Raw genomic sequence first — 17,660 nt, forward strand, 5'->3', positions numbered from 1 at the left:
GTCACGAAAGCGAATCGCCAATTGACGCGCAATTGCCATAACGGAAATGACTGAGGCGACCGCGGGAATACACCGGGTCGCGAATGACAATCGATTTGACATTTAAGCCTTCGTTGCGCAAATGCAACGACACACCGGCATTATCCCCACTTCCCCCCGCTATTTGCACCGATAGCGCTCCTAATTCATTTTTCCACTCACGCAATCCGTAATCGCACTGGCAGAATGAGCAGAACGCCAGATAGCGGGAACCGGCATGCGTCGCCATTTCCGCAATGAAACACGGCGGCCGCGATTTTCTACCCAATTGCACGCATTAACGCTATCGTCTCTTTGCGACCTGAACTCGTAGACCACCAGGAGCTTCGTGTGCGGAATCGATCGATGTCTCGCGTGAGGAAAGACCGCCAGTCCGCCGTTCGCAGCCACCGCTCGCGTGTTTCCCGATTATCTTCAAGTCCGCTTTCCGGCTCCGTTTCCAGCTCGCTTTCCAGGCTTCTCCCCCGGTTATCGCTTTGCATGACTGCGCTGGTGCTCGGCAGCTACTCCGTGTATAGCGTCGCCGGCGTTTCCGTATTGCGTCCGCCGCGCGAAGCGCTATCGAGCAGTCCACTCGAAGTGACGATCGTCTATGCCGGCGATCAACCCGGTGGCACCGAAGTCGACGTGCCGGCGCAATTGAATATCGCGATCAGCAATACCGACGTGGTACCGCATCGGCTCGCGCTCACGCGCGAACGCGGCGCACCCGAGCATCTGAAGCTCGCCGCCGGCGAACTGAAGGCAGTGCGCTATACCGGCACGTGGCCCGAATGGGCGCGCGGCGCGATGCAGATCGACGTGCCGGATCTCGACGTGTCGCCATCGTACGTGCTGCTGACGCGTCCGCCGCGCTCCGGCAAGGACGCGGCGCTCGCGTCGGCCGGGAGCGCCAATGGAGCAACGGCGGCGGGCACCGCGAGCGGCGCACCGTCGTCGACGAGCCTGATCGCGTCGTCGCCCGCGCCATCACGACCGGATGCGCCCGTGCCGCAAATCAACACTTTCCTGAGCCGCTTCTCCGCCTTCGAACCGATGTATTTCGCCGATGGCGGCGGTAGCGAGTCCCTCGCGAAATTCCAGCTCAGCTTCAAGTTCCGCCTCGTCGTTCCGGACGACCCGCGCTCGCGTGGTTTCGCGGACAACCTGTACTTCGCCTATACGCAAACCTCGCTGTGGGATCTCAAGAAGTACTCGGCGCCGTTCCGCGACACCAGCTATATGCCGGCACTCTTTTATTACCTCGAAGACACCGGCTGGAAGAGCACGTGGTGGAGCAGAATGGGCGTGATGGCCGGCTACGAACACGAATCGAATGGACGCGACGGTCCGGAATCGCGCGGCGTCGACTATGTGTTCCTCAAGCCGATCTGGGATTTCGGCGACATCCACAGCTACCATCTGACCATCCAGCCGAAGATTTATTACTATACGCACATCGCCGGCGAGAACCACGACATCGCCGACTACCGCGGCTACGTGGACCTGCGGTTCATCTACGGCAGCCCCGACGGCGCGCAATTGGACACGACGCTGCGCAAAGGAACGCAAGGCGGCAAAGGCAGCGTCGATACGCAGTTCACCTATCCATTGGCGAAGCTGATCAATAGCCGCTGGGGCGGTTATCTGTGGCTCGGCTTCTTCAGCGGTTATGGCGAGGACATTCTCGACTACAACCAGCATCGCTGGATTGCGCGAATCGGCTATAGCATCACACGCTAATCCGGAATTCGCCCGGCATGCAAGCAAAGGGCCGCCGAGCGGCCCTTTTCGATTCGATGACGGCCCACGACGCGCCGTAATACATCGAAACTTCTGCCGTAATCCTTCAAAAGTTTGCCCAAAGCCGCCCTCCACCCGGCGGGCAACCCGTTATGGACCGCTCGTGAATGCTGTGTGCACGAACAGACGGGCATATCAGTGTGGATTTCTCTAGAGTTGAAGGGTCGCCGGTCCAACCGGCTGGCCACGCCGCGCGCTGACTTTTCCAGCGTCTAATCAAAACCACGGAAAAACCAATGAAAACCGCTCTCCTTAAAGACGTGTCGCCTGTTTCAAACGAGCCAACCGGACTTCTTTTGCATCGGAATAGTGCACCGCTTGCGCTCAAGCACGAAATTCACCCGGAACAGATCCGGGATAGCCTGCCGGCCCGTCAGGGGGGAGTCGGCTTTCTGTTCCACGCGACCGATTGGGAAACCCTTTCATTTTCTTTTCACAACGTTCGCGAACGAAGCGAATCGTTCGAAGAGGAGTTGTGGAAAACCAGGCCTTTCATCGCATCGCCGATCTATTCGGGCGCGCAGGTGATCGGCGCGAATATCGCCTGCCCGGTGCCGCTCGAAATGTGGCTCGGCAGCCCGCGCGGCATCAAGCGCTTTCGCGAGACGCAATTCTTTCCGGCGCTCGAGCTCGCCCGAAAGGCGGGCTTGAACATGGTCGCGATGGGCGCGTCGACGCCCTACGCGTGCAACTACGGCGCGCTGCCCCGGCCGGTCAAGCCGCCTCACATCACGACGGGCCACGCGGCGACCGCGGCGATGCTGAAGGACTGGGCGATCCATTGCTGCGAACAGCTCGACCTCGAGCTCGGCAACACGAAGCTCGCGCTGTTCGGCGCGGCCGGCCGGCTCGGCACGACGGTCGCGAAGTATCTGCTCTACAAGGATGCGCCGAAGGAGCTGGTGCTGATCGATCTGCCCGACAAGATCAACCTGCTGATCGATCAGGCGAACGAGCTGCTCGCGTCGGACCTGCTCGGCAAATCGAAAGTCTCGGTGCATACGTTCAGCCCGGACACGCCGCTGCCGGACTTCGACGGCGCGATTCTCGCGAGCAGCACGAGCGTGCCTTACCTGAGCGCGGCCGATCTCAAACGCGCGCAATTCTGGATCGACGACTCGCATCCGCGCGCGGCAAGCGTCGCAGCGGAACTCGCTTCTCGCGGTCATACGCTCTATATTGAATGCTTCGCGCGCGGGCCCGCCGGACTCGACACCGCGTTCCCGTTCAGGCTGCCATCCACCCGCGACTGCTATACCTGCTTCGCCGAAGGCTATTCGGCATGGCAGGAAGGTATCGCCTCCGATTTCATCATTGGCAGCCCGCCCGTGTGGTCGGTCTCTTATACTCATGGTCTGCTGAAGAAGTATGGCTTTTCGGTCGGACCGTTTCACGGCAAGAACGGCGATTCGCTCGCCGAAGGCGTCGAATCACAGCGATTCAATACGCATGAAATGATGGGTTCCTAATGAACTCGGAGGCCTGATGGCGATACCGCGCGAAAGCATGCGGGATATGCTGGAACGAAGCAGGTTCGCAATTCGATGGGGAGGCGCACTCGGCCTCCTGTGTCACCCCATCTATTACGTCGTCTGGACCTACATCCTTCCGCAGCCTTACGACAACCTGCTGCTGCGGCTCAGCGCGGCGGCCGTCTGCGTTCCACTGCTGTTCCAGGCGCGCTGGCCGAGGCGCTACAACCCCGCGCTGCTGATCTACTGGCATTGCTGTCTGATTTACGTGCTGCCGTTCGTCTGCACGTTTCTGACCGTCAGAAACGGTTTCTCCACGATGTGGATGATGACCGAGGTCATGATGATCTTCATTCTGGCGCTGTGTATCGACAACCCCCTGCTGCTGATAACCTGCATCGGTATTGGCGTGTTTTCCGGCGGGCTCGCCGGCGTATTGAGCGCGCCGACGCCGGTCGTTCTGAGCGCGCAGGACAAGTCCAATCTCGCGTTGCTGCCGGTGGTCGTCCTGTGCAGCATGGCGTTCAGTCATGCGATCAGCAAGGGACGCATCTTCGTCGAAAAGAACCGCGCGTTGCAGGCGCTCGCGGGGTCCATCGCGCACGAGATGCGCAATCCGCTGAGCCAGTTGCGGCACGTGCTCGACCGCGTCGAGGAAGCGCTGCCCGCGGCGACCGAAGCGGGCGCGGCGCCGACGCTGACCGACGGCACGGCCTCGCTGATGTACAACCACCTCGCGCAGGGGCAATTGTCGATCGAGCGCGGCCTGCGCATCATCGCGATGACGCTCGACGAAGTCGCCGCGAAATCGATCCGCCCGGATAGTCTCAGCTACCTCCATGCCGGCGCGACCACGCGCAAGGCGCTCGCCGAATACGGCTTCGACAACGACAAGGAACGCGCGAAGGTGAGCGTCGTCGTCAGGCGCGACTTCGTGTTCAAGGTCGACGAGACGGTCTATCTGTTCACGTTGTTCAACCTGATCAAGAACGCGCTGCATCACATCGTCGCGTATCCGCAGGCGACACTCACATTGACCGTCGACCGCGACTCGGTGATCGTGCGCGACACCGGCCCCGGCATCGCGCCGGAGATCCTGCAGCATCTGTTCGAGCCGTTTCGCACGGCCGGCAACTCGGGCGGCACCGGGCTCGGGCTCGCGTACTGCCAGCGCGCGATGCGCGCGTTCGGCGGCAGCATCGACTGCGAATCGGGACTCGGCAAGTTCACCGCGTTCACGCTGCGCTTTCCACCGGTAGCGGCCGACGAGGTCGAGGAGCACGAGCGGCGCCTGTTCGAACGGGCGATGCCGGCGTTCAAGGGCAAGCGCGTGCTCGTCGTCGACGACGACGACACGCTGCGCGCGCGCACCCGCCGCGTGCTGACGCAGGCCGGCGCCTATGTCAGCGAGGCGTCGGGCGGCGAGCTTGCGCTCGCCACGTTGCGGCGCGCGCCGCTCTACGACCTCGTGTTGATGGACATCAGCATGCCCGCGATGGACGGCTACACGACGACCGAGCGCCTCCGCGCCGACAGAGACTGCCCGAACCGCAACGTGCTGATCGCCGCCTATACCGCCGAACCGGGCATCGCGGTGCGACTGCGCGCGCGGCGCGCCGGCATGGACGAGATCATCAGCAAGACGTCGAGTGTGCAGGAGCTGCTCACCGCGTTGCAGACCCTCTTCGACAACGGTGCGCATCATCAGCCGGGCGAACTGCCCGATGTCTTCGCCGGCAGAACCTTTGTCATCGCCGACGACGACACCTACAGCCGGCTTGTCGCGAAGGCGTATCTGGAGCGCTGCGGCGCGAGCGTCGTCGAGGCCGACCACGGTCAGGCGGTGCTGACCAAACTGCACGAAGACGGCTTCATCGACGCGATCCTGATGGACGTGAACATGCCGGGCATGAACGGCATCGAGACGACGAAGTCGATTCGCGCGCGCACCGATGCCTACGCGACGCTGCCTATCATTGCGCTGACCAGTCACACCGATGCCGAAGCGGTGCAGGCCTGCGTTGCCGCCGGGATCAACGAGGTGTTGATCAAGCCGGTGCAGGCCGGCTCGCTGTACGCATGTCTCGCGCGGCAGTTCGGCACACGCGGCGCGCTGGTTGCGGACGCTCCACAACGAATCACGGAAACCGCGGGCGGAGCCGCGCAAACGGATTTTGCGGCGACGCCGGTGGCATTGCCCCCCACTGCGAACGCGCCCGCGGCCGCCACCATCGCTGAAGAAAGCCTGCTCGACGAAGCGCACCTCAAGGAACTGGTCTCGCTCGATCTGCTTGACGAATCGTTCCTGAACGGCATCGAACAGATTCGCTCGCTCGTCGTGCGCCTCGCAGGCAACAGCGCGGCCGTCGATATCAAGGCGACGCACGCGAGCCTGCATGCGTTGCTTGGCGTCAGCGGCAACATCGGCGCGAAGGCACTGCATCGCTACGCACGGCAGATCTATCCGCGCGTGATCGCCGGTGAGTGGCCAGTGGAAACCGACTGGCACGCCCAGATCCGCGCGCTGGGCGCGCGCTCGACCGACGCCTTGCAGCGGTATTACGCGTCGGCGAAAGGGCGGCGCGATCATCGCGACGCACTGAGCGATTGAGAGGGCGGCCTAGGTCGCCCTCTTTGCAGCGTCAAGTCAGAACTTGTGCAGCACGCCGACCGCAACAGCGAGTTGGTTCGCGCCGGTCTTCACGGTGGTCGTCGCGACCGAAGTCGCCCACCCCGTCGCACTCAGCGCGGCCTTCGAGCTGTTGATCACATACGTGATGTCGGTGTACAGCGCCGTGCGCTTCGACAGCCAGTAGTCCGCGTTGACACCGGTGCTCAATGCGTGCGCGTCGACCTGGCGATACGCGTGGTAGTAAGTCGCGGCTGCGAGGTCCAGCGCCGGCGCCACCCTGTAGCGCACGCCCGCGAACGCCATCGACTGCGGCGGCGATGCGGCGAGCGTCGACCGGACGTCGTTCAGCAGCAATTCGTAGCCGCCGTACAGCGTCGCCTTGCCGATCTGATACGAACCGCCGGCCACGTAGCGGCGCTCGCTGTCGCCCGATGACGCGATGGCCGAGCCTTGCCGCTGCTCGTACACGAACGTCAGATTCAGCGGCCCCTGCACATAGCGTCCGCCGATGTCGTACTGCTTGCCGACGCGGAACGAGCCCGCCACCGGCACGTTGTAGGTGACTGCGTCATAGCCGAGGCTGTAGAGCGCATTCAGCTCGAATGGTCCCACATGGCCGAGATACGACACCGCGTTATCCGCGCGACCGACGAACTGCGCGTCCTGCGCGGAAAGGCCGTAACTCGAATAACCGAGCGGGTCGAGCGCGAGGAAGTAGCGATACATCGGCGTCATCTGCCGGCCGAGCATCATCGCGCCGTAGCGGTCCGATTCGAGTCCGACGAACGCCTGCCGGCCGAACAGCCGCCCTCCTTGCTGAAGGGCACCGGTGTTCATCGACATGCCCGATTCGAGCGTGAAAATCGCCCGCAGTCCGCCGCCGAGATCTTCCTTGCCCGTGAAACCCCACCGCGAATTCAGCCGGTTGCCGGTGCCGAGAGCGACCTGCGTGCCCGACGATCCCTGCGACGTGACAGCGTGAGTCACGTAGGTCACCCCCGAGTCGACGATGCCATAGAGCGTGACCGACGACTGCGCATGCGCCGCGCCGCTGATGCCGATACCAATACCACATGCAAAAAGGACCTTCGACGGCCTGGCGAGAGGCTTGTGCTTCACCATGTATCTCCTGCTGGAAAGTGAGTTGTTTTGTGATGCGGATTAGTTATCGTTCGACCCCTGTCGTCGCGGTAGCCGGCGCGGGGCCGCGTCGGCTACCGGAGAATCGGTCATTCGCGTGCGATGTGCGGGTCGACGAAGAGCATCGCGATGACCGCGATAGCGGGTCCGATCGCGAGTGTGAGGAGCGCGAGCATGAACGAATGGCTCGCGCCATACAGCGAGCCGACCACCATCGGCGACACCGCGCTGCCGGACTGCCAGATAGCATTGGTCCAGCCGGCGCTCGCGCCCGCGAGACGCTTGCCCGATGCGTCGCTGACCTGAGCCATCAGCACCGGCAGATAGCCGAACGAGAACGCACCGAGAATCGGCGCGACCAGATAGAACTGATGCACCGTCGAGCAGTAGCCGAACACCAGCAGCGCGATCGCGAAGGCGATCAGGCAGCCGATCGACATCATCCGCCGCGACACACCAGGCAGGTCAGAGATCCAGCCGAGCGTCGGCTTCGCGATCACCGCGCCAATGCCGAACGAGGCGACGATCGATCCGGCGACGATCGGCGCAATGCCGTATTGGCGCGTCATCAGTGCGTTGCCCCATGCACCGAAGCCGACGGTCGCCCACAACCCGCCGCAGCCCGCGATCGACAGCGCGATCAGGTTACGGTTGCGCAACAGGCCCAGCATTTCCTGGAGGCTGTTGCGCGCGGGCTTCGCTTCGTTCGAAGGCCGGTTCTTCAGCAGCAGCAACGTGACGATGCCCCACGCGAACGTGACGATGCCGAGCATATGGAATGCGTTCGACCAGCCGTGCCGCGCGGAAAACGACGGCACGACCGCATTCGCGATCACGACGGCGAGCGACGTAGCGGTCGTGTAGAGGCCCATTGCGCGGCCACGGTCGCGCGTGAACCATGCGGGAATGATCTTCATGCCGGCCGAGTAGTCGGCGCCCGCCGCGAAACCCATCGCGGCCTGAATCACGATGCCGAATGCGAGCGAATGCGTATAGCCGAACGTGAACGTGAGCACGCCGAGCGGCAGCAGCGCAAGCGTGAGCATCGCGCGACCGCCGAGCAGATCGGTCAGCATGCCGCCAACCACGTTCGCGATCACATAGCCCGCATAAAACGCGGTCACGAACGCACCGAGCATCGACACGCCGATGCCGAGCGACGCGCCGACCGGCGCGGCCACCGTACTCCACGCGACGCGGACCACATAGCTGAGCAGAAACGCGGCCCAGACGATGAACAGCGCGACCCAGCGATACGGGCTCGTGTCGGCGCTACTCGCCGCCCTCGCACCGTTCCCGGTCCAGACGCTCGCGGCCATACCCTCCGACGACGCCAGATTCTTCTCCATGACTCCTCCGATGCCGGGCGTGCCAGCGGCCGCCCGTTTTCTTTCTGATGGATGGCGCCGACCGCGCCTGGCGGCCGGGCCGGCGATTACGGTTACAGATCGAGCACGAGCACCCTCGACTTCGCGCGTGAACAGCACGGCAGGAACTGATCGTTGCGGGCCTGCTCTTCTGGCGACAGGAACAGGTCGCGGTGGTCAGGTTCGCCTTCGAGCACCCGCGTGACGCAGGTGCCGCAAATGCCCTGCTCGCACGACACCGGCACGTCGACGCCCGCCGCCGCGAGCGCCTGGGTGACCGTGCAATCGGCCGCAATCGACACGACGCGGTCCGAGCGCGCGAGCCGCACGTCGAACGACGCGCCATCACCCGACGGCTGCGCCGCCGCGAAGTATTCGTAATGCAGACGCTCGTCACTCCAGCCGAGCGAGCGGGCCGTGTCGAGCACCGCGTTCATGAAGCCCTGCGGACCGCACACATATAGATGCCGGTCCGCGACGGCGTCCGTCAGCAGTGCATTCAGATCGAGCATGCCGTGCGCGTCGTCGAAGTGGTATTGGACGCTGTCCGCCCACGACGACGCGGCGATTCGCTCGACGAACGCCGCACGGCTCTTCGAGCGCGCGCAGTAATGCATTTCGAACGCCGCGCCCATTGCCGCCAGCTGCTCCGCCATGCAGAGAATCGGCGTCACGCCAATGCCGCCCGCGAGCAATAGCGGCTTCGCGTCATGCCGGGCGAGCGGGAAGTGATTGCGTGGCACGCCGATGCGAATCGCGTCGCCTTCGTTCACCTCGTCGTGCATGCGCTGCGATCCGCCGCGCGAATCGGCGGCGCGCAACACCGCGATCTGATACCGGTGACGCTCGCGAGACGCGTTGCACAGCGAGTACTGCCGCACCGGCCCACCGGGCACGTAGACGTCGATGTGCGCGCCCGCCTCGAACGGCGGCAGGTCGCGGCCGTCGATGTCGACGAACTCGAAGCCGGCAATCCCGTCGGCTTCGTCGCGTCGTGCGGCGACACGCACCATCAGCGTGGAATCGGTCATGTTCATGCCACCTCCTCCGCTCACATCGCCGACAGGCCGCCGTCGACCATCAGCGTCGTGCCGGTTATGTACGAAGCCTCGTCGCTCGCGAACCACAGGATCGGCCATGCGATCTCTTCGGGCGACGCCCAACGGCCGATCAACGACGTGTCCTGGCGTTGCGTCTTCAGCACTTCGACGCTTTTGCCCGATGCAATGGCCCGGTTCATGTGGAATTCGGTCAGCGTCGAACCCGGGCACACCGCGTTCACGCGCACGCCGTTCGCGGTCTCCTCGAACGCGAGTGTGCGGGTCATCGCGAGCATGCCGGCCTTGGTCGCGTCGTACAGGCCCATGCCCTTGCGGCCGGTCACCGCGTAGCACGACGACACGTTGACGATGCTCGCGCGGCCCGCGCGACGCAGGAACGGCAGCGCTGCCCTGCAATAGTTGGATGTGCCGACCAGATTGACCGACACCATCGCCTGCCACTCGGCCGGCGTCGCGTCGGCGAGCGCGCTGTAGTTGCGCATCGCCGCGTTGTTCACCAGCACGTCGAGCCGGCCGAACGAATCGGCGGCGAGTTGCGCCGCGCGCACCGCATCGGCGTCGTGAGACACGTCGGCCGCGAACGTCTCGACACGCGCGGACGGATCAGCCGCCTTCAGTTCGTCGGCGACGCGCGTGAGCGCCTCCGGGTTCGCATCGACGAGCACCACCGCGGCGCCCTCCGCGCAGAACACGCGCGCGGTCGCGGCACCGATGCCGCCTCCGCCGCCGGTGATCAGCGCGACCTTGTCCTCGAGTCTTTTACGTTCCTGCATTGCATACCGGCGCGCAGCCGGCCTCCTTTTGCGGAATGGGCAGAAGGTCCAGTCGGACCAGACGACGACACGCGGGGCCGGACCAGAGTCTGGCGCCGCCGTGCATCAGATCGAGTAGATCGGCTGGTCCTTGCCGTCGTGCAGATGGATCACCGCCCATTCCTGCGGCTTCTGATCGCGCGGCAGCAGCACGCCGGCAGCACGTACGCGCTGCTGGTCGGCGTCGATCGCGGGCGGATCGGTGTCGGGCACCAGCGCCGTTGCCGCCTCGTACATCATGCGGCGCGCCATCACGATCGCGCGGTCGGTCGGCAGCAGCTTTTCCTTGCTGTGATCCTGGATCGGACCCATGCTTTCCTGCAGCGACGCGTCCTGCATCGCGAAGCCGAACACGCCCGAGTACGCGCGCTTTTCCTTCTGAGCCTGGCGGTCGATCAGGTAGTCGTTGTCCTTGTTCGCTTTCGGCCGGAACGTGCCACCCTCCTCGTACTCACAATGAATGCCCTTGCCGGCGTTCAGGTCGGCCAGTTCCTGCTCGTCGAGCGGACGGTCCGGGCGAAAGTTGATGCTCCACGCCCAGCAGGTGTGATCGTCGATCGGCACCCATACGTGGCCCGCGAGCGAGTGATCGCCGAACGGCGGGATCAGCGTGTACCACGGGAACAGCCACTGCGTGACGCGCCAGTAGTACGAATCCGGCTCGCCGTTGCGGCGGCCGAACAGCGTGAGGCCGAACGGCTGCTTCTCGATCTCGAAGATCACGTTGCCGTCCGCCTTGATGTAGTCGAGTGCCTTCGTGCCCTGATGCATCGGGTCCTCGTCGACTTCGTAGCGGTGTACATACGACACGTGACTCGTGTCGATGCCGCCTTCCATCGCCTGCAGGTAGTTCGATTCCTGCAGCCGCTTCGAGACGAACACGTGGCTCTCCGGCAGATTGCACCACTCGAGATCCGGCGGCGCCGGCTGGCGGTCCTTCGGCCCCATGTACGCCCACACGATGCCCGCGCGTTCGATGCACGGATACGCGGTGATGCCCATGTGCTTGCACGCCTGCGGCGCGGACGGCACTTCCACGCAGTTGCCGTTGCGGTCGAATTTCAGACCGTGATACGAGCAGCGGATGCCGTTCTCTTCATTGCGGCCGAAGTACAGCGACACGCCGCGGTGCGAGCAGAACTCGTCGATCAGCGCCGGCTGGCCGTCGGAATCGCGAAAAGCGAGCAGCTTTTCGCCGAGGATCTGCACGCGCACCGGCGGGCAATCAGGCTCTGCGATTTCGCTGGCGAGGAGCACCGGCACCCAGTAGCGGCGCATCAGATCGCCCATCGCCGTGCCTGGGCCAGTGCGAACCAGAGTTTCCGACATGTTTTTGTCCATCATTCCTCCGAATCCTGTTGTCCGTTGTATGAGAATGTAGTCTCATTGTACGGACAGATTGATCGACGTCAAGTTCTTGCGGCTAGGGACTTTCACTACAATGTGCAATCGACGCGGACCGCCGCAGAAAGGAAATTTCAAATGGAAGAAAAAAAGCCGCACGAAAACGTGCGGGCCGTCGAACGGGCGCTAGAAATTCTTCTGGCGTTCCGACCCGGGGACAAAGAATTGACCGTCGCGGAGCTGCTGACCCGCGTGGACCTGAGCCGACCGACGCTGTACCGCCTGCTGAATACGCTCGAACAGAACGGCTTTCTCGCCTCGTCGGGCGAGCCGCAACGCTTCAGGCTCGGCAGTTCGGTCGCGCAGCTCGCGCACGCGTGGATGGCGAACAATACGATCGCGCAGCTCGCGCAGCCGATGCTGCGTGAGCTTTGGGAAGCGACATCGGAGACGGTCGCGTTGTTCGTGCCGGAGGGGACGTACCGGATCTGCGTGGCCGAACTGGAAAGTCCGCAGCCGCTGAGTTTCCGGCGCGGGGTCGGCTATCGCGAGAAGCTCGTGCTCGGCGCGAGCGGCCGCACGATTCTTTCGCAGATGCCGCTGTCGGAGGACGATCTGCGGCGCTATCTGACCGATCCGGATCAGGACGTCGCGGCGCTAGCCGCCGATCTCGACGCGGTCCGCGCACGAGGCTTCGGTACCAGCCATCACGAGCTGATCGCCGGCGCAGTCGCGGTAGCCGCGCCGTTCTTCAACGGCGCGAACCAGGTGGCAGGTTCGGTGTGCATCTTCGGGCCGAGCGTGCGCGTAACCGATGAGCGCGTCGCGCAGTTCGCGGAGTTGCTCAAGCGCGAGGTGGGCAATCTGTCGCGTGCGCTTGGGCATCGAGGGGAAACTGGACGGCCGCCGGGTACGGCACGTCGGTGAAATCGGCCTCAAAGGCGCTGGCCAACGCCGGGAGCGTCGTCAGAAAGGTCGACGCTTTGTTCAGGCTCCCGCTGATTCAGGGCTGAAGCCGAAACCAGCCGGATGGCACGCAGTTCGACATTCACGAGGTTGGAGTGTGATGTGCCCGGAGGGCCGACGGGTTGCTGAACGTAACCGATAATCAGATGGGGCACATCTCCCGGATCGCAGTGTCCGGCGCAGCGCGCATAAAGGATGAGGCCGGCATGACACCGGCGGATAGAAGTTGGTGAGACGTTGGTGTCTCACGTGCGTATCAACCGAGGGTCAAATTCGGCCGTAGCAGTCGTCCAGGCGCACAATATCGTCCTCGCCGAGATAACTGCCCGATTGAACCTCGATGATTTCGAGCTGCACTTTGCCCGGATTCTCCAACCGATGCTGCACGCCGAGCGGAATGAAGGTCGATTGGTTTTCTGAAAGAAGAAACTGGTCCTCGCCCCGTGTCACGAGCGCGGTGCCGCGCACGACGACCCAGTGCTCGGCGCGATGGTGGTGCATCTGCAATGACAGGCGAGCGCCTGGCGCAACCACGATGCGCTTCACCTGAAACCGCTCGCCGCGCTCGATCGCATCGTAGAAGCCCCACGGACGGCGCACCTTCCGGTGCGTCTCGGCTTCAGGCGCGCGCTGCTCGCGAAAGCGCGCCACCAGCGTCTTGATGTCCTGCGCGTGTGAGCGGTCGGCGACGAGCACGGCGTCGTCCGTGTCGACGACGACTACGTTGGAGGTGCCAACGCATGCAACCAGCCGCCCGCCCTCGGCGCGCACATAGCTCGAGGTCGCGCCTTCGAAAACGACACGCCCGCTCGCGACGTTGCCGAGCCCGTCCTTCTCCACCGCTTCCCACACGGCATCCCAGGATCCGAGGTCCGACCATCCCGCCGCCAATGGCACGACCACGCCTTGGCAAGGCGAGCCGGCCGCGCCGATGTGCTCCATTACCGCATAGTCGATGGAATCCGCCGGCACACGGCCGAACTGAAACGGGCAAGGACGAATGAAGTTGTCGTCCGCCTTGCCTTCCGCGAACGCCGCGGTGCAGGCCGCATGCATGTCGCCGTTGAGCCTGGCTAGCGCTTCGAGCCACACGCCCGCTCGCACGATGAAGATGCCGCTGTTCCACCAGTAGGTGCCTGCAGCGACGTACTGCGCGGCGAGTTCGGTCGTGGGCTTTTCGACGAAGCGGTCGATCAGGTGTGCGCCGTTTTCGAGGGCGTCGCCGATTCGGATGTAGCCAAAGCCGGTATCCGGCCGTGTGGGCGCAACGCCGAACGTCACGATCATGGAGCGTTCGGCATATTCAGCGGCAATTGCGATCGCACGATGCAGCGCCGGAATGTCTGAGATGGAATGGTCAGACGGCATCACCACCAAGATCGCGTCGTCATCCTGATTAACGGCTGCGAGCGCCGCGAGCGTGAGCGCCGGCGCCGTATCGCGCCGCGCAGGCTCGACGATAATCTTCGCGCAGACGCCGCACGCCCGCACCTGCTCTTCTGTCTGGAACCGGTGTTCCTCCCCACACACGATAATCGGCTGAGTGTCGACGTCGAAGCCGCCGACGAAACCCTCCATCCGTGTGACGGTAGCCTGCAGCAATGAATCCCGTCCGACCACATCGATCAACTGCTTTGGAAACTGCTCACGCGACATCGGCCAGAGACGCGTGCCCGATCCGCCTGCGAGAATGACCGGGACGATGCGCCGACAGGAGTGCCCGAGCGACGCTTCTGCGATCGCCGCTGCCATTGCGTCTTCAGAACTCACCGCGTCTTCCATCATCCACCCCTCTGCTCTTGCGTCGAACACGTACTTCCCGGCATCGCCAATTCGATTCATCGGTTATGGGTTCGCCGTGAAGCGCACTTTCTCCTGCTCTCCCACATAGGGGCCCCGCTTGATGAAGAGAGAACGACCTCACGCGTCTGCAAGCATAGGAGCCGTTCCAGGGTCACTAGACGGGTTGACCGAATATGCCATGACGTTGGCTGAAGCGAGTTTCGCGGTACCAGGTGGTCTCACACGCACCACCTGATCTGCTCTTCTTTGGTTCATCATGCACTTATCCAAAGTGTTGCCCGCAGCCCATCAAGGAAGAGTACCTGCACACGAGCAGCTTCGGGCATACCAACGAAGCCTACGCTATCGCGAAGGTCGCCGGGCTCAAGCTCTGCGAGGGGTATAACCGACAGCACGGAACGCGGTACATATCGGTGATGTCCGAACGACAACGATGATTTGCAGAACGACCCCGGGTCCGCCGCACTGGCCTTGCTCGACGCCGACGGTGCCGAAGGCGCGTTCAATATCGGATACGGACGGGGACACTGCAATCGCGGATCTCACCCGTCTCGTCTGTGACCTCACCGTACGCTAATTCATCCAGACTTCCTCTCCCCAACACACCGCACGGGTGCGATATCGTTCGAGCACCCGCGCTAGCGTCGACAAGCGGGCTGCGTCATCGTTGCTCGCAAGACGCCGCGTGCCGCGCTCGATCATCAACTGGCGCAATGCAGGCTGGTCGATCAGACTGAAAAGCGCATCCGCCATGCTGTCGGGCCGAGCCAGATCGACCAGCAGTCCCGCGTCGCCGACTTGCTCGCGCAGCGCCTCGAGGTCCGGGTAAAGGACCGGTACGCCCAGACTGAACGCCTCGAGCGGCGGCAGATTGGTCGGGCCGAAATATGTGGGCATCACTAACGCGATCGACTCGCGATACAAGTAAGGCACGTCGCCGTCCGGAACGAAACCGAGAAAGAACACACGCTCGCCCAGACCGAGATCGGCGGCGACCGAACGCACGTATCTCATGTTGCCGAAATCGCTTCCTGTGAAGACCGCACCTACACGGATGCCATAGCGGGACTCCAGCGCGTGCAGTCCCTTCAACAGAAACACATGGTTCTTGTGCGACCAGAACTGCGCGGGATAGTAGACGTATTTCAGATCGCGCGGAATTTTGTACTTCGTCTTGACATCGACGAAGTGCTCCACGTACGCCTCCTCGGAAAGCACTGTCGCGCGGGCGGGCGAGAATGGCATCAAATGCACGCGTTCGCTGTCTACTCCATATCGCCTGACAACCTTCTCGCGGCCGGCCTGCGAATCGACGAAGATGCCGCAGGCCTTCTTCAAGGCAGATCCGTACAGAAATTCGCGACGCTCGAATTCGTGCTTGATCCGGACTTCGGGAAACTCGACGTCGTCGCGGTGGGACAGATCCCAAACGGTGAACAGGTAGTTGAATCGATCAATCGCCAGTGCGAGGTTGGACGGCGTTGTGAAGTACGCAATGTCCGCGCGCATCACCGAAAGCAAGCGGTCCACCGAAGCCATCTTGCCCGGTTTCCGCAGAAACGCGCGCGGGCCTCCACGGCTATATATTGAACCGAGTCTCGCCGCCAGTCCGCGCAAGCGGGGCACCGGAAAAAAAATAGGCTCAATGCCGCTGCGTCGCAGATCATCGATGGTGGATCGCCGCGTCGTCACAAACTCAACCGCGCAAAGTTCCGGCGGAAGACTCTTTAGCAGCAAGGCAGCATTCTTCGCCTGCTGATAACCCCCACCAGAGGTATGTTCATAGTCTATAAACGCGACCATGCGAATAGGCCGTTCCAAGGAACCGTTTGAATTCGTCACTCCTCGCTCCACGTTTCTTGGCCATCTATATGACGATTGCAGCGCTCGACAACGGTTATCGCGCCCTGTTTGAATTTAGATCGCGCGAGCTTGCTGGTGCCGTTCGTGACTGATTAAGGCAGGTATTTGGCCGGTCCGACGGCTTCCTGAGAAAAGCCCTTGTGCAAGGCTCATATGACGCTCATGCGGCCCTCGGACATCGAGCTTCCGAGGCGAACAGATGCGTGAAGATCTGTTTCTCCTCGAAAATATTTGAATCTGAATGCCGACCAACTGATTCGAAGGCCTCCTTGTCTCGCGGCGAAGCTTTCCCTCGCCAGCTCCTAAGCGGACCTCTCCACAGGATCGGCCGTGGCGCCGCTTTTCTTTCGACAGCGGTATTCCGTCGCCGACATCGAGAATTGCCTCCTGAACACTTTCGAAAGCCGCTCGCCATTCGTCAGTCCAACCCTGCGAGCGATCTTGTCTATCGGCAAGTCGCTTCTGGCCAACAGTTCACAACTGAGATCGAGGCGCGCTCGCAAAAGATATTGCGACGGTGTCACTCCCATCTCGCGCTTGAACAGACGCAGGAAGTTCCGCTCGCTCATCGCCACCGTACGAGCCGCGTCGCCTATTGAAACCGGGCGTCCGCAATTTCGCTCGAGCCAGCGCGCGGATTCCTGTGCCTTTTCCGCCTGCGTGTTCGTTCCCATGGTGCTCAGCATGGTTGTCAAATTCTGATCTTTGGAGACGGTGAAGTGATCGGCAACCGCTGTCGCGATGTCGTATCCGAGGTCCCGCTTCACGAGCGCGAGCGAGTTGATCAGCGCATCGCCGCCTTCGGTCGACGCCGCGACGTTAGACGTCTCCGGACTCCAGATGCCCGGATCGACCGAAGCCCAATCGCGGCGAGAAATGCCCGCTGCCGCCAGCAGCAAGTCGCCGTTGCCGAGAGGGTTGACGACGCCGGTCTGCGAACATGCTATGGTCAATAACCCAATGAGCACCTCGTCGGCGGCTGCACGCTTTGCGCCGGGTCCGCCCGCAATATACAGTGCGTCGAAGCCTTGGAACCGCTGGCCGCCCAGGCGCTCCGTCCAAACGCAAACGGATGACGAACAGGCTATCATCCCACCGCCGGCAGAGACTAGACGGACGCTGTAAGTCGCGTTTCTTCTCAGACTGCGAGACTGAATCTCGTTGGCGATATGAAGCACCTCGGCAAGGGTGCCCGCTTCCAGCAGCGAAAAACCGTCGTACAACAAAATTCCTATGAGCTTGACCGCGCGTTCTTTAAATCGGTGGAAAATACCGTTATCTCCTGCATCGCCTAAGCTAGTAGCGTGGGACATGCCGTTACCTCCATTTTGCTTCGGGTCTAGATCGCTGCTCTGGCTTGCGTTGGAACGCTGTGGAAA

At 62.8% G+C, this 17,660-nt stretch carries 13 protein-coding genes and 1 pseudogene; 5 read left to right on the plus strand and 9 right to left on the minus strand.

Annotation, left to right across the window (positions count from 1 at the left end):
* Position 1: 1 nt before the first annotated feature.
* On the minus strand, positions 2 to 268 hold the full coding sequence (locus OKW26_RS13745; protein ID WP_429353943.1) for a hypothetical protein: 267 nt from the start codon (positions 266 to 268) through the stop codon (positions 2 to 4).
* A 251-nt stretch (positions 269 to 519) separates the two neighbouring features.
* Here OKW26_RS13745 and OKW26_RS13750 point away from each other — a divergent pair, with 251 nt between their 5' ends.
* The 3 genes from OKW26_RS13750 to OKW26_RS13760 all read left to right on the plus strand — a co-directional run bounded on the left by OKW26_RS13750 (position 520) and on the right by OKW26_RS13760 (position 5,904).
* Positions 520 to 1,761, plus strand: a complete 1,242-nt coding sequence (locus OKW26_RS13750; protein WP_429353944.1) for a phospholipase A — start codon at positions 520 to 522, stop codon at positions 1,759 to 1,761.
* 296 nt (positions 1,762 to 2,057) lie between these two features.
* The gene (locus tag OKW26_RS13755; RefSeq protein WP_429353945.1) at positions 2,058 to 3,290 is read left to right on the plus strand and encodes a hypothetical protein; all 1,233 of its coding nucleotides are present in this window, start codon (positions 2,058 to 2,060) and stop codon (positions 3,288 to 3,290) included.
* A 16-nt stretch (positions 3,291 to 3,306) separates the two neighbouring features.
* Complete coding sequence (locus OKW26_RS13760; protein ID WP_429353946.1) at positions 3,307 to 5,904, plus strand: ATP-binding response regulator; 2,598 nt, start codon at positions 3,307 to 3,309, stop codon at positions 5,902 to 5,904.
* Between the two features lie 36 nt (positions 5,905 to 5,940).
* Here the strand turns inward: OKW26_RS13760 and OKW26_RS13765 are convergent, their stop codons facing one another.
* From OKW26_RS13765 to OKW26_RS13785, 5 genes are all read right to left on the minus strand, one after another.
* Positions 5,941 to 7,047: a porin gene (locus OKW26_RS13765; RefSeq protein ID WP_187613122.1), complete on the minus strand. Its 1,107-nt coding sequence runs from the start codon at positions 7,045 to 7,047 to the stop codon at positions 5,941 to 5,943.
* A 107-nt stretch (positions 7,048 to 7,154) separates the two neighbouring features.
* Complete coding sequence (locus tag OKW26_RS13770; RefSeq protein ID WP_429353947.1) at positions 7,155 to 8,414, minus strand: MFS transporter; 1,260 nt, start codon at positions 8,412 to 8,414, stop codon at positions 7,155 to 7,157.
* Between the two features lie 92 nt (positions 8,415 to 8,506).
* Positions 8,507 to 9,469: a PDR/VanB family oxidoreductase gene (locus OKW26_RS13775; protein ID WP_429353948.1), complete on the minus strand. Its 963-nt coding sequence runs from the start codon at positions 9,467 to 9,469 to the stop codon at positions 8,507 to 8,509.
* A gap of 14 nt (positions 9,470 to 9,483) precedes the next feature.
* Positions 9,484 to 10,266 (minus strand): SDR family NAD(P)-dependent oxidoreductase, encoded by a 783-nt coding sequence (locus tag OKW26_RS13780; RefSeq protein WP_429353949.1) that lies wholly within the window; start codon positions 10,264 to 10,266, stop codon positions 9,484 to 9,486.
* A 105-nt stretch (positions 10,267 to 10,371) separates the two neighbouring features.
* Positions 10,372 to 11,646: an aromatic ring-hydroxylating dioxygenase subunit alpha gene (locus OKW26_RS13785; protein ID WP_184071569.1), complete on the minus strand. Its 1,275-nt coding sequence runs from the start codon at positions 11,644 to 11,646 to the stop codon at positions 10,372 to 10,374.
* 141 nt (positions 11,647 to 11,787) lie between these two features.
* On the opposite strand from OKW26_RS13785, the gene OKW26_RS13790 reads away from it, so the two are divergent.
* Positions 11,788 to 12,576, plus strand: coding sequence for an IclR family transcriptional regulator (locus OKW26_RS13790; RefSeq protein ID WP_429353950.1), 789 nt, complete (start codon positions 11,788 to 11,790; stop codon positions 12,574 to 12,576).
* Between the two features lie 306 nt (positions 12,577 to 12,882).
* Here OKW26_RS13790 and OKW26_RS13795 read toward each other — a convergent pair whose 3' ends face one another.
* The gene (locus OKW26_RS13795; RefSeq protein WP_429354240.1) at positions 12,883 to 14,367 is read right to left on the minus strand and encodes a mannose-1-phosphate guanylyltransferase/mannose-6-phosphate isomerase; all 1,485 of its coding nucleotides are present in this window, start codon (positions 14,365 to 14,367) and stop codon (positions 12,883 to 12,885) included.
* 287 nt (positions 14,368 to 14,654) lie between these two features.
* Between OKW26_RS13795 and OKW26_RS13800 the strand changes: the two are divergent.
* A pseudogene (locus tag OKW26_RS13800) lies at positions 14,655 to 14,837 on the plus strand (NAD-dependent epimerase/dehydratase family protein); the annotation flags it as partial.
* Positions 14,838 to 14,991: 154 nt separating this feature from the next.
* On the opposite strand, the gene OKW26_RS13805 reads toward OKW26_RS13800, so the two are convergent.
* Positions 14,992 to 16,260, minus strand: a complete 1,269-nt coding sequence (locus OKW26_RS13805; RefSeq protein WP_311734917.1) for a glycosyltransferase family 4 protein — start codon at positions 16,258 to 16,260, stop codon at positions 14,992 to 14,994.
* 323 nt (positions 16,261 to 16,583) lie between these two features.
* Positions 16,584 to 17,594, minus strand: coding sequence for a GlxA family transcriptional regulator (locus OKW26_RS13810; protein WP_184068048.1), 1,011 nt, complete (start codon positions 17,592 to 17,594; stop codon positions 16,584 to 16,586).
* Positions 17,595 to 17,660: the final 66 nt, after the last annotated feature.

Source organism: Paraburkholderia sp. 32, assembly GCF_050435345.1.
GTDB lineage: Bacteria > Pseudomonadota > Gammaproteobacteria > Burkholderiales > Burkholderiaceae > Paraburkholderia > Paraburkholderia tuberum.

Bases quoted from the DNA above. Each gene is read 5' to 3' on its own strand.
- OKW26_RS13745 (WP_429353943.1), bottom strand. From the start codon at position 268: ATGGCGACGCATGCCGGTTCCCGCTATCTGGCGTTCTGCTCATTCTGC.
- OKW26_RS13750 (WP_429353944.1), top strand. From the start codon at position 520: ATGACTGCGCTGGTGCTCGGCAGCTACTCCGTGTATAGCGTCGCCGGC.
- OKW26_RS13755 (WP_429353945.1), top strand. From the start codon at position 2,058: ATGAAAACCGCTCTCCTTAAAGACGTGTCGCCTGTTTCAAACGAGCCA.
- OKW26_RS13760 (WP_429353946.1), top strand. From the start codon at position 3,307: ATGGCGATACCGCGCGAAAGCATGCGGGATATGCTGGAACGAAGCAGG.
- OKW26_RS13765 (WP_187613122.1), bottom strand. From the start codon at position 7,047: ATGGTGAAGCACAAGCCTCTCGCCAGGCCGTCGAAGGTCCTTTTTGCA.
- OKW26_RS13770 (WP_429353947.1), bottom strand. From the start codon at position 8,414: ATGGAGAAGAATCTGGCGTCGTCGGAGGGTATGGCCGCGAGCGTCTGG.
- OKW26_RS13775 (WP_429353948.1), bottom strand. From the start codon at position 9,469: ATGAACATGACCGATTCCACGCTGATGGTGCGTGTCGCCGCACGACGC.
- OKW26_RS13780 (WP_429353949.1), bottom strand. From the start codon at position 10,266: ATGCAGGAACGTAAAAGACTCGAGGACAAGGTCGCGCTGATCACCGGC.
- OKW26_RS13785 (WP_184071569.1), bottom strand. From the start codon at position 11,646: ATGGACAAAAACATGTCGGAAACTCTGGTTCGCACTGGCCCAGGCACG.
- OKW26_RS13790 (WP_429353950.1), top strand. From the start codon at position 11,788: ATGGAAGAAAAAAAGCCGCACGAAAACGTGCGGGCCGTCGAACGGGCG.
- OKW26_RS13795 (WP_429354240.1), bottom strand. From the start codon at position 14,367: ATGGCAGCGGCGATCGCAGAAGCGTCGCTCGGGCACTCCTGTCGGCGC.
- OKW26_RS13810 (WP_184068048.1), bottom strand. From the start codon at position 17,594: ATGTCCCACGCTACTAGCTTAGGCGATGCAGGAGATAACGGTATTTTC.